11 protein-coding genes are annotated in these 10,748 nt (G+C 45.1%); 6 read left to right on the top strand and 5 right to left on the bottom strand.

The annotated features are described in order from the left end of the window. Window positions 1-39: 39 nt before the first annotated feature. Window positions 40-1,578, bottom strand: coding sequence for a tetratricopeptide repeat protein (locus SHEWPOL2_RS10920; RefSeq protein WP_037428202.1), 1,539 nt, complete (start codon window positions 1,576-1,578; stop codon window positions 40-42). 236 nt (window positions 1,579-1,814) lie between these two features. Here SHEWPOL2_RS10920 and SHEWPOL2_RS10915 point away from each other — a divergent pair, with 236 nt between their 5' ends. After that, window positions 1,815-2,297 (top strand): hypothetical protein, encoded by a 483-nt coding sequence (locus SHEWPOL2_RS10915; RefSeq protein WP_037422362.1) that lies wholly within the window; start codon window positions 1,815-1,817, stop codon window positions 2,295-2,297. Window positions 2,298-2,720: 423 nt separating this feature from the next. Continuing rightward, a complete protein-coding gene (locus SHEWPOL2_RS10910) occupies window positions 2,721-3,896 on the top strand; it encodes a type III PLP-dependent enzyme (RefSeq protein WP_037428201.1) in 1,176 nt (391 codons plus the stop codon). Window positions 3,897-3,958: 62 nt separating this feature from the next. On the opposite strand, the gene SHEWPOL2_RS10905 is transcribed toward SHEWPOL2_RS10910, so the two are convergent. Further along, entirely contained in the window at window positions 3,959-4,171 is a 213-nt protein-coding gene (locus SHEWPOL2_RS10905; RefSeq protein WP_037428200.1) for a DUF465 domain-containing protein, read from the bottom strand. A gap of 412 nt (window positions 4,172-4,583) precedes the next feature. Between SHEWPOL2_RS10905 and udp the strand changes: the two genes are divergently transcribed. Beyond that, window positions 4,584-5,342, top strand: coding sequence for a uridine phosphorylase (udp, locus tag SHEWPOL2_RS10900; protein WP_037428199.1), 759 nt, complete (start codon window positions 4,584-4,586; stop codon window positions 5,340-5,342). 108 nt (window positions 5,343-5,450) lie between these two features. On the opposite strand, the gene SHEWPOL2_RS10895 is transcribed toward udp, so the two are convergent. Beyond that, on the bottom strand, window positions 5,451-6,203 hold the full coding sequence (locus SHEWPOL2_RS10895; protein WP_037428198.1) for an outer membrane protein OmpK: 753 nt from the start codon (window positions 6,201-6,203) through the stop codon (window positions 5,451-5,453). A gap of 488 nt (window positions 6,204-6,691) precedes the next feature. Here SHEWPOL2_RS10895 and SHEWPOL2_RS10890 point away from each other — a divergent pair, with 488 nt between their 5' ends. Genes SHEWPOL2_RS10890 through SHEWPOL2_RS10880 form a run of 3 tightly spaced genes read left to right on the top strand, consistent with a single transcriptional unit; the run spans window position 6,692 to window position 9,041 of the window. Next, entirely contained in the window at window positions 6,692-7,162 is a 471-nt protein-coding gene (locus SHEWPOL2_RS10890) for an NfeD family protein (protein ID WP_037422373.1), read from the top strand. A gap of 11 nt (window positions 7,163-7,173) precedes the next feature. After that, window positions 7,174-8,109 (top strand): slipin family protein, encoded by a 936-nt coding sequence (locus SHEWPOL2_RS10885; protein ID WP_037422376.1) that lies wholly within the window; start codon window positions 7,174-7,176, stop codon window positions 8,107-8,109. After that, window positions 8,109-9,041, top strand: a complete 933-nt coding sequence (locus SHEWPOL2_RS10880; protein ID WP_037422379.1) for a stomatin-like protein — start codon at window positions 8,109-8,111, stop codon at window positions 9,039-9,041. Before SHEWPOL2_RS10885 ends, SHEWPOL2_RS10880 begins: the two co-directional genes overlap by 1 nt. A gap of 217 nt (window positions 9,042-9,258) precedes the next feature. Here SHEWPOL2_RS10880 and SHEWPOL2_RS10875 read toward each other — a convergent pair whose 3' ends face one another. Both SHEWPOL2_RS10875 and SHEWPOL2_RS10870 read right to left on the bottom strand, forming a co-directional pair. Then, the gene (locus SHEWPOL2_RS10875; RefSeq protein WP_023266915.1) at window positions 9,259-9,483 is read right to left on the bottom strand and encodes a hypothetical protein; all 225 of its coding nucleotides are present in this window, start codon (window positions 9,481-9,483) and stop codon (window positions 9,259-9,261) included. Between the two features lie 566 nt (window positions 9,484-10,049). After that, on the bottom strand, window positions 10,050-10,745 hold the full coding sequence (locus SHEWPOL2_RS10870; protein WP_037428197.1) for an SPOR domain-containing protein: 696 nt from the start codon (window positions 10,743-10,745) through the stop codon (window positions 10,050-10,052). Between the last annotated feature and the right edge of the window lie 3 nt (window positions 10,746-10,748).

Genomic DNA, 10,748 nt, shown 5'->3' with positions numbered 1-10,748 from the left:
GGCCAAACGGCTAAACCCTAGCAATCAGCAACTTATTCCTTATTCATTACTCTGTAAGTAAGGTGCTAGTTGAGTTTCAATCCTCTCGATTTCATCCTGGGCATACAACAACTCGGACTCCGTTAAGCGGGATTGAGCCTGTTGCTGATACAAAAGCTGATCGCTATTCATCCCGTATTTGCTAAAGTTGCGCAGTAATATGCTCGACCAAATATATGTCTGAACTGGTTTATTAATCGACTCATGGCGATTGATATCAACAAGGGCTTGCATACCATCTTGGCTACCCAAGTCGGCGGCTTTACGGTACCAAGTCTCTGCGGTTTGCAGCGCTTCGCGGCTCGGATGCTCACCCTTGCGGTAGATTTCTGCTTGGTTAAGGTAGTAATAAGCCTGCTGCTCATTGGGGATAGGATGTTGATGTAGAAAGTTATTACACAGGCTTTGGGCTTCGCGGATCTCTAAGGTTCCTAAGCGCTTACTGAGCTTCTCATATGCGTCTTGATAGTCCCTGATATGGCTCATCGCTGCGAGTTGGTAATACATTAAGGCTTTAATCGGTTGGCGCGAGACACCTAAGCCTTCTTCATAGATTTTACCTAGGCCGAATAGTGCTTCCTCTTGCCACTGGGACGCTAGCGTCTCGAATTCTGTTCTTGCCTGCTGGTAGTCATTATCCGTTTGTGGGTCGAGTAGTTTAAGGTGTGCCAGCGCTAACTTGGCAAAAACATTGTCAGCGGCGCAGGATTTTTCTAACCAATAGCGAGCCTTACCATAGTCGACGGCAAAATCTTCACCATAGAGGAAACGTTTACCTAGGTAATACTGACGAAAATCATTTTCTACGGCATATTCGCTGAGTAGGGCTTCGGCACGGACGAGATCCTTAGGGCCGCCTTGGCCTGCGGCAAGCATATGGCCTAGGTTATCTTTTGCGAGTTCATCACCGGCGGCGACGGCTTTCTCAAAGTATTCCCGCGCTTTAACATAGTCAGAAGTGACACGTTCATCGTGCCAGTAGAGTGTACCTAAGTGGTAATAGGCATCTTGGTTTCCTTGGGCGATGGCTTTTTCAAACCAGTAAATGGCTTGGCTTGCATCGGGATCGAGAAAGGGTTGTCTGAGATACAAATAGGCGAGCTCATATTGAAACTCGACTTGCCCCGCTTCTGCACTGGTTTTGAGCTGTTCTACCTGTTCGCGTAACTGCTCGGGTGTTTGTGCCTCTGTGGCGACCAAGCTAGTTAGGGTGAGCATGGGTAAATATTGCGGATCGATCTCGGCGGCTTTTCGATACCAATATTCAGATGCCTTGGGATCGGCGGGGACTTGTTGGAATCGACCCGAATACAGCTCGGCCATGGCAATGGCGGCCACGGCAAAGCCCTTATCAACGGCTTGCTGAATATAGTCTAGGCCTGAGTTGACTTCGCCCTGATTGATTAATGTGAGTCCATGATTGAGTAGCGCTGAGGGTTCCCCTGCGGTAAGCGCTTCGGCTTGAATCTTCTTTTTTTGGTACTTTGCGAAAAAAACAAAGAGTACGATAAAGGCTATAATGATAAGTATCAACAACATAGTATTCCGTCACTATCGATATTTTGGCAGCACAGTAAACTTGTAACAGACTAAAATTGCAAGTGTAGTGTTTGAAGTTAGGTCGCTAAGTCTGATATATCCCATGTGAGTGGACGTCTTTTAAAGACGTATTCGTGATGCATTGTGAAGCGTATCATGTAATAGCTCGGATTAAATGAGTGGGTTACCAGACTCGGGTATGCTATTGCCCGTATCTAAAATGGAGCTAAGTGTTTATGAGAAAGCTGTTGTTGTGCCTGTCCTTCCTTTTCACTCCCATGATGGCGTTGGCTACAAGTTATGTAGCGGGAGACGCGATAAGTCCTATTTCATTGCAAGATCAAAATGATAAGGCGGTCAGTGTTACCGAACAAACCAAAGTAGTGCTCTTTAGTCGTAGCATGAAAGGTGGCGATATCATTAAAGAAACTCTAACGCCTTTAACGGGGGATAAGTTTCCTGCGCATTTAGTTTATGTGGCTGATATCAGTGGTATGCCATCGCTGATAGCCAAATTTGTGGCTGTACCACAAATGCAGGAACTGCCTTTTGCCATTGGTTTAGACAGGGAAGGGCAGATTAGCCGCCTATTGCCCGATACCAAAGATATGGCAACCATGATTTTATTGGATAATCTCAATATTCAAGATATTGCTTACTTTGACTCCAGCGAAGCCCTAGGCCAAGCCTTAGTCAAATTAAATGAGTCACAGCAGTAAAGTCGTAGGACTACGCCCTATCTGAGGGGGAGATATGTCCCCCTCTTTTATATCTGACTAATCCCTATATAACACTACAGATGTGTTTTCTCGCTCGGTATCACTACACCGTGGAACTTAATTAAGGTTCATCCTATCGTTTTCTCCCTGATAATCTGCCTTTAGCTAAAGAGGGCTGCCATCTTAAAAAATTCATTTTTAGCGCTAATAAAGCTCAAGATTCTTTGCAGAACTCTTATGCATAATTATCTGTTTTAAAAATAGTTTTTTTAGGTCCAATTCGGCTTAATATTTGTTGGAATAAAAAGTTAGTTATTAAGCATAAAAATTCGTTGCGTTAACTAAAAAAATAGCGTTTACTGCGCACGTTTTTAAGACACATAACGACTTTTTATCATCTGACCCAAAGGAGACTCTGGCCCAATGAGCCAATTTCAATCTATTGATGTTGCTGACTATTATGATGCTCAAACCTTCAAACGTATTGAAGAGTTTGCGAAGGATAAAGCGACCCCGTTCGTAGTGATTGATACCAGTATCATTGCGAAACAATACGATGACATGGTTAATAGTTTTCCTTATGCCAATGTTTATTATGCAGTTAAGGCAAACCCCGCGGCTGAGATCCTGACATTACTAAAAAATAAAGGGTCAAACTTTGATATTGCCTCGATTTATGAGCTAGATATGGTTATGAATGTCGGCGTTACAGCTGACCGTGTTAGCTATGGCAATACCATTAAAAAGCGCCAAGATGTACGTGCTTTTTATGAGCGTGGCGTGCGTATGTATGCATCGGATTCTGAAGCTGACTTACGTATGATCGCCGAAGAAGCGCCAGGTTCACGCATCTATGTGCGTATCCTGACCGAAGGCACAGACACCGCCGATTGGCCACTGTCTCGTAAGTTTGGTTGCCAAAATGAGATGGCTTATGAGCTGTTAGTGTTGGCGAAGGAATTAGGTTTAGAACCCTACGGTATTTCATTCCACGTGGGATCACAGCAGCGTGATATCGGTGCTTGGGATTCGGCTATTGGTAAAGTGAAAAGTATCTTCGATCGTTTGCGCGATGAGCACAATATTGTATTGAAGATGATCAACATGGGGGGCGGTTTCCCTGCGAATTATATCGACAAAACCAATCAACTCGGTGTCTATGCTGAGCAAATCACTCACTTCCTGAAGGAAGATTTTGGTGATGATCTTCCCCAAATTATTTTGGAGCCGGGTCGTTCGCTGATCTCTAACGCTGGGGTGTTGGTGTCTGAAGTGGTGCTGATCAGTAAAAAGTCATACACCGCATTAGAGCGTTGGGTGTTTACCGATGTGGGTAAGTTCTCTGGTTTAATCGAAACCATGGATGAGGCAATTAAATTCCCAATCTTCACCCATAAACAGGGTGAGCTGGATAAGTGCGTGATTGCTGGCCCAACCTGCGACAGCGCCGACATTATGTATGAGCACTACAGCTATGGTTTACCGAATGACCTAGCGATTGGAGACCGTATGTACTGGTTAACCGCCGGTGCTTACACCACGACTTATTCAGCGGTGTGTTTTAATGGCTTCCCACCACTGAAGGATTACTATTTGTAATCGGTCTTAGATAGCAACAAAAAGGGCGCTGCGGCGCCCTTAGTTTTTCTCGTGATAGCAGCTTAGCTGTGGGATTTGAGAATTTGATAGATCTCTTCTTTTAAGTGGAGTTTTTTGCTCTTGAGCTCTTTCACTGCGGGATTGAAATCACTACCGACACGTTTTTCCAGTTGTTTGATTTCCTCATCTAATTGATTGTGCTCGTTGAATTTACGTTGAAAATGAGCATCTTGGGTCTTTAAGGTGGTAATCAGATCTCGGTACTCTGGAAACATTGGCGTTCTCCTTGTCGTCTTTCTACTGTGCTTGGTCTCGTCTTAACCCTAACCTTAGGCATAATGAATAAACGTGATATGGATCAATATTTGTCCTTCTACAGGTTAATACTAAAGCGTGATTTCAGCAAATCAGCTATAAATCAATGATCTATATCTTTTATATTGCTTGATGTGGCGATTGAGTCAGATCTGACTCACACTTTATTCCACGTAATTGATACAAGCTCACAGAAGCATCACAGATTTGCTATCTTTGTGATCAAGCTGTAATAGATTTGGTAATTACATTACGGATGAACAATTCTTCTTGCCGATAATTCTGTGATCAAGTTAACCTTCACCGCTTCGATACTAGGTTAAAGTCGATTATATAAGAATTTTACTATCAAAAATGAAAGGGGTTTTCACGATGGCTGATGTATTTCATTTAGGTTTGACCAAAGCGATGCTCGATGGTGCTACGTTGGCGATTGTGCCAGGCGATCCTGAGCGTGTAAAACGTATTGCTGAGTTAATGGATAATCCAACGTTTCTTGCAAGCCACCGCGAGTACACCAGCTACATAGCGTATGCTGATGGTAAGCCAGTGGTGATTTGTTCTACCGGTATCGGTGGTCCATCAACATCGATTGCGGTAGAAGAGTTAGCGCAATTAGGCGTGAATACCTTCTTACGTGTTGGTACTACAGGTGCGATTCAACCCCATGTGAATGTGGGTGATGTGATTGTGACTCAAGCGTCAGTGCGTTTAGATGGCGCGAGCTTACATTTTGCACCAATGGAGTTCCCTGCGGTGGCTAACTTTGAATGTACCACAGCTATGGTTGCTGCGTGCCACGATGCGGGCGTAGAGCCACATATTGGTGTTACCGCATCTTCAGATACCTTCTATCCAGGTCAAGAGCGTTACGACACTGTCACTGGCCGTGTGACCCGCCGTTTTGCTGGTTCAATGAAAGAGTGGCAAGAAATGGGCGTGCTGAACTATGAAATGGAATCAGCTACCCTATTTACTATGTGTGCGACTCAAGGTTGGCGCGCTGCCTGTGTGGCGGGTGTGATCGTAAACCGTACTCAACAAGAAATTCCTGATGAAGCAACAATGAAGAAAACCGAAGTCAGTGCGGTTTCTATCGTGGTTGCAGCGGCTAAGAAGTTACTCGCGTAATCTTGGTTAAATATCACTCCCCTGCAAAGCGAGTGGCTCAATAACAAAAAAGGTGCCTTGGGCACCTTTTTAATGTTCAAAAGTAACTTTGACTTTTGCCAGTCACTGTTAGAAGTGGTACTGAGCAATTACAGAGTAAGTGTCTTGGTCGACACCTTTCACGCCGTATTTATTGGTCCACAGATCGTACTCGATACCTACCAGCAGTTTATTTGCCTTATGGTCACCAAATAGGCTCTTACCTAAATCGTATTTAAGCTGAGGATTAAAGTGGAAGTTCTCTTCATAACCACTGTTGTCTGTTGCAAATACCCAATCGATAAAGCCATCGAGAATGATGTTAGCAGACCCTACAGGGATATCGATTCTGAATACTGGGGTGAACTGCCAGCCATCACTGATATTGCCTGAGCTCATCGCATCGCGACGATAGGTGTTGAAGTTAAGGTAGGTAAAGTAAGGCACGGCAACATCGACCCCTAAGCCATAGAGCAAGCTATGCACAGGGCCTTCACCTTCTTCGTAGGTGAGGGCTAATGAAAGATCGGTGATTGGGCCGAAGGCAATCTTTTCGCCGAGGATTTTACTCGCGCTAAAGCGAGGTGAAATCTCTCCGTAGGTGGTGCTATCCATGCCCGTGTGGTCGCCTTTGAAATAGATAAAATCTTGGAAGGCAAACCAATCACCGTATTTCCATGCACCAGCGGTTTCGAGTGTGACTGTTGTTTGCTTGTCCGAAGGAGCCAAGTCGTAGTCTTCGCCATAAAGGGCGGTTGCACTGAAATCCCACCACTGTACTAAGTCACCAGCAAATGCTTGAGGTGTAAGCATTAATGCTAGACATAGGCATGTCTTTTTCATTGTTATTTCCTGTTGTAGGGGTAGAGGTTAATAAGGTTGTACTCAGTTCCTGCTCTGTGCACTGTATGGCAAAGCGACTCAGGTGTTGTGTCTTGAGTCGACCCCCGACAGAGAGCTAGGTCAAAAGTGCGGGCAATATATGCAAAAATTTACAATTATTCAAAGTTTTTATCGAATGTTGTTGTGAAAATCACATAATCATATTGTGGGTTTGTATTTGCTTAATTTATTGATTTTGTATGATTATTTATTGTTTCCATTCTTGTTTGTTGATGTTTTAAGCTAACTTTTTGAATTGATTGTGCTTAATTTTAGAACAGAAACCCATAGCGTTTTCACTATAAGGCGATTCAGCCTATTAGTCAGCTTCAGTTATTTCCCTTGCTGTCGTGTAAAAATCGGCGTATAAATTTATGACATATTATGTCGCGCGTCTGTTGTTCTGCTGCTATAGTGCTGCACTGGATGCTCTCATTTCAGGGGGAAATATGGAGTTTTCGAATCTGATTGTCATCTGGTCTATTATCGGGATTATCTTGATGCTAGCGGAACTGGTGATACCCGGAGGTATAGTTGTGCTTCTTGGTGCCGCCTGTTTAGTGGTCGCAGGTGCCTTAGGTATTGGCCTAGTGGAAGGCCTAGTTCAAAGTCTGACACTGTGGTTTATGTCGGCCATTGTTCTATTGCTTGCCTTTCGGCAAGTCACACAAAAATTGGTCGGTGGGGATTCCCATGTGGACAACACCGATGAAGAACTTGATATCTACAATCAAATCGCTCGAGTGAAACAAACCATAGGCCCAGGACAAACGACAGGAAGAGTCGAGTTTCAAGGGAGCGAATGGCCCGCATTGGGGGATGGTAGTGTCATTGCTGCGGGCTCTGAGGTCAGGATTATCTGCCGTGAAAACATTGCCCTAGTGGTTGAGCCTGTTCATCAGGCAACGTCTCAAAACTAAAGGATGAGTCTATGTTTGTGTTTACCTTAATCATTTTATTTGTCTTGTTTATTCTCTATAAGCTCATGCTAATAGTGCCAATGCGCGAGGTGCATGTCATTGAGCGTTTAGGGAAATTTCGCACTGTGTTACAACCGGGATTTCATTTCTTAATTCCCTTTTTCGACCGTGTGGCCTATCGCCACGATACTCGTGAGCAAGTGCTCGACGTGCCGCCACAAAGCTGTATCTCCAAGGATAACACTCAGCTTGAAGTGGATGGTTTAGTGTATCTGAAGGTTATGGATGGAAAACTAGCTAGCTACGGTATTGAAAACTATCGTAAAGCTGCCGTCAATCTGGCGCAAACTACGATGCGTTCTGAAATCGGTAAGCTCACTTTGAGTGAAACCTTTTCCGAGCGTGACCGCTTAAACGAATCCATAGTGCGCGAGATTGATAAGGCGTCTGAGCCTTGGGGGATCAAAGTGTTACGTTATGAGATCCGTAATATCACACCATCGCGCCACGTGATCCATACCCTTGAAAAACAAATGGAAGCCGAGCGCCGTAAACGCGCTGAAATTACCCTAGCCAATGCTGAAAAGGCTGCGATGATCAATATGTCAGAGGGTGAACGCCAAGAGGCGATTAACATTTCTGAGGGCCAAAAACAGAAGCGTATCAACGAAGCTAAAGGTACAGGCCAAGAGATTGCCATTATTGCTAAGGCAAAGTCCGAAGGCATGGCTATGATTTCCCAAGCGTTAGCGGTTAATGGTGGTACCGATGCGATGAATATGTTGTTAAAAGAGCAGTTTATTGCTCAGGTTGGTAAGATCCTCAACGATTCGCAAGTGTCGGTCGTCCCCGCTGAAATGGCAAAACTCGAAGGATTCTTCGAAGGTATGGAACAAGTCACCCAAACCGTGGCTGGCCATAATGCAACTAGCAAAGGAGCTCGCTAATGGAAATCCCATTGAATACTGATGTCGCAGTAATGGTTATTTGGGGACTGATTTTCGCCATATTTGTGATTAAGCTGTTCCAATCCATTCGCTTAGTCCCGACTAAATCGGCCTATATCGTTGAGCGTTTAGGTAAGTACCACTCGACGTTAGATGCGGGTTTCCACACCCTGATCCCATTTGTCGATAAAGTGGCTTATATCCATGACTTAAAAGAGGAAACTATCGACGTGCCACCACAGGAGTGCTTCTCGAGCGATGAGGTGAATGTGGAAGTCGATGGGGTGATTTATATCTCTGTTACCGATCCTGTGAAGGCAAGCTACGGCATCACCGACTATCGTTATGCTGCTATCCAGCTGGCACAGACCACCACGCGCTCTGTGATCGGCACTTTAGATCTCGACCGCACCTTTGAAGAGAGGGATGTGATTTCGGCCAAGGTAGTGGAAGTGCTCGACCAAGCAGGCGCCATGTGGGGGATCCGCGTGCATCGTTATGAGATTAAAAACATTACGCCGCCCGAGACGGTGAAAAACGCCATGGAAATGCAAGTGAATGCCGAGCGTGAGCGCCGTGCATTATTGGCAAAGAGTGAGGGTGATAAGCAGAGTAAGATCAATCGTTCCGAAGGGATTAAAGCGGAAACGATTAACCGTTCTGAGGGGGAAATGCAGCGTCGTATCAACGAGGCCGAAGGTAAAGCGGAGGAGATTTTAACGCTGTCGCGCGCAACTGCCGAATCGATTGAACGTTTAGCAACAGTGATTGCCGCTCCTGGTGGCCATAACGCACTGCGTATGCAACTCGGTGAGCAATACTTTAAGCAGCTTGATGGTTTAAGCCAAAAGTCTAGCCGTATTGTGTTGCCCGGTAATATGGTCGATTTCGATTACTGGATGAATAGCATAGGCTTAAAAGAGAAAGCTTAAGACACTAAACCATGCAGTTGCTTAAATATTCATAACTTAAGCACCAATAAACCTAAGGCCAAATAGTGATATTTGGCCTTATTTTTTGCGGTTTTGCATAGGATTGACAAGGATGATTGGTTGAAAATGTTTCGGACGAATGCATCTAATTGACGCGGTACAGGGGGAATTCAATGAAGCCATCCGTTGGCGTTACATTGTATTAAGACTAAGCGCGTTAATAGGCCAAACGTTCAGAGATTTCAGAGTGGGAATGGGTTTCGATAAGCCGCGCTATAGTGTCTTGTTCAAGTACTGCTAAGGCGGAAATTTCGTTGTAAATCTTATCCTGCACATCTAAAGGCATGTGAACATGCTCCATAAACATCCGGATACTTAAGGCGTCACCACTTTTGAACAGTTGGCTAAATTCAGAGGCTTCGATCTCGATTAATGCATTCATAATACTTCACCCTGAGGTTGGTTTTTGGAGAGTAGACAACAGGTTTTGCTGTTTATTAAGAGATACGCCTAAGTTTGATCTAGGTCAATTAAACGCCATATTAATCTTTCTTAATAAACAAATTTACTGTGTAAAAATAGGTGGTTATAAATTCCATAAAATGAAGTTGTGACTTATACCAATCACATTAAATATCTAATCAGTTCAGAGCCTCACAGGCATCTCAATCCAAGGCGCATTGACGCAGAAATGGTTATTCCCTTTTAAGTCAATGTAACACGGGAGTGAGATGCCTGTGAGGCTCCCGAAGGGCGGGGTTGAACGTGCTTTATACTGCGTTTAAGGCTTTCGACAGAGCGCCACTATGCCTTCAAGCCTTCGCCTTGTCTAAAACCCGTTTAACTCCCGCTGAATGAACAGATATTTAATACGATTGGTATTAGCTCAATGTTTAAAACGAGGCGAAAGAGGGTGGTTGGGAGCGGACTTCAGTTGGCAAGAAGATAAAAAATCGCGGCGCGTGATGGCTCACGCGCCGCGATTCAGAGACCCATTTCCGAGTAGGATTACTTAGGAATGGCTAAGAGTTGGCAGCCATTGATCCCTGCATTTTGCAAGGTGTGACGCTTACGCTCGGCATCACGTTTGCGCTCATAAGGCCCGAGGATGACTTTGTACCAAGTGCCTGAGGTGCCCTCAATTTGTCTGACCTGCGCTTCTAATCCTTGGAATGCAATCACGGCCTTCATCTGGTTCGCCTGCGACTCCTGACGGAATGAGGCGCACTGCAATTGATATTGCTGTGGCGCTCGCGTCGCCACGACATCAGGAATATCCACTTCGACGTGTTTATTCTCAAGCTCGTCCAGATAGGTCCATTCTTCCTTGGGTTTTGGCGGCAAGGCATTCGGATCTTTCTTCGGCACTTCAACTACCGGCTGTTCCTCTACCGGAGCGGCGACGGCGACTTCTTGGCGCTCAACCTCTTTCACCTTTGGCGTTAGCGTTGCAGCGGGTTCTCTTGCCTTCACTTCTTTTTCTGTTTTGACTTCAACAGGCGCTTCCTGCTTAGCTGTGTCTTTAATGCTCCACAGAAAATACCCAAAACTGCCTACTGCTACAAAGGCAAACAGGATCAGAGGAATTGGAAGTTTACGGCGAGGAGGGGCCTTTTTAGCCGCAGGCCTTGCGCGTGTCGCGCGGATCGGGCGCGGTTTTGCGCCCGATTGCGGTCTTCTGTTGGCATAGTCACGATTGCTCATGGC

Source organism: Shewanella sp. POL2, assembly GCF_000282755.1.
GTDB classification, from domain to species: Bacteria; Pseudomonadota; Gammaproteobacteria; order Enterobacterales; family Shewanellaceae; genus Shewanella; species Shewanella xiamenensis.
This window is presented reverse-complemented; position numbering and strand designations above follow the sequence as displayed.

What these genes read in the sequence shown, in the direction of transcription:
- udp (WP_037428199.1), top strand. Translation starts at nt 4,584, where the DNA reads ATGGCTGATGTATTTCATTTAGGTTTGACCAAAGCGATGCTCGATGGT.
- SHEWPOL2_RS10915 (WP_037422362.1), top strand. Translation starts at nt 1,815, where the DNA reads ATGAGAAAGCTGTTGTTGTGCCTGTCCTTCCTTTTCACTCCCATGATG.
- SHEWPOL2_RS10880 (WP_037422379.1), top strand. Translation starts at nt 8,109, where the DNA reads ATGGAAATCCCATTGAATACTGATGTCGCAGTAATGGTTATTTGGGGA.
- SHEWPOL2_RS10905 (WP_037428200.1), bottom strand. Translation starts at nt 4,171, where the DNA reads ATGTTTCCAGAGTACCGAGATCTGATTACCACCTTAAAGACCCAAGAT.
- SHEWPOL2_RS10895 (WP_037428198.1), bottom strand. Translation starts at nt 6,203, where the DNA reads ATGAAAAAGACATGCCTATGTCTAGCATTAATGCTTACACCTCAAGCA.
- SHEWPOL2_RS10875 (WP_023266915.1), bottom strand. Translation starts at nt 9,483, where the DNA reads ATGAATGCATTAATCGAGATCGAAGCCTCTGAATTTAGCCAACTGTTC.
- SHEWPOL2_RS10920 (WP_037428202.1), bottom strand. Translation starts at nt 1,578, where the DNA reads ATGTTGTTGATACTTATCATTATAGCCTTTATCGTACTCTTTGTTTTT.
- SHEWPOL2_RS10910 (WP_037428201.1), top strand. Translation starts at nt 2,721, where the DNA reads ATGAGCCAATTTCAATCTATTGATGTTGCTGACTATTATGATGCTCAA.
- SHEWPOL2_RS10870 (WP_037428197.1), bottom strand. Translation starts at nt 10,745, where the DNA reads ATGAGCAATCGTGACTATGCCAACAGAAGACCGCAATCGGGCGCAAAA.
- SHEWPOL2_RS10890 (WP_037422373.1), top strand. Translation starts at nt 6,692, where the DNA reads ATGGAGTTTTCGAATCTGATTGTCATCTGGTCTATTATCGGGATTATC.
- SHEWPOL2_RS10885 (WP_037422376.1), top strand. Translation starts at nt 7,174, where the DNA reads ATGTTTGTGTTTACCTTAATCATTTTATTTGTCTTGTTTATTCTCTAT.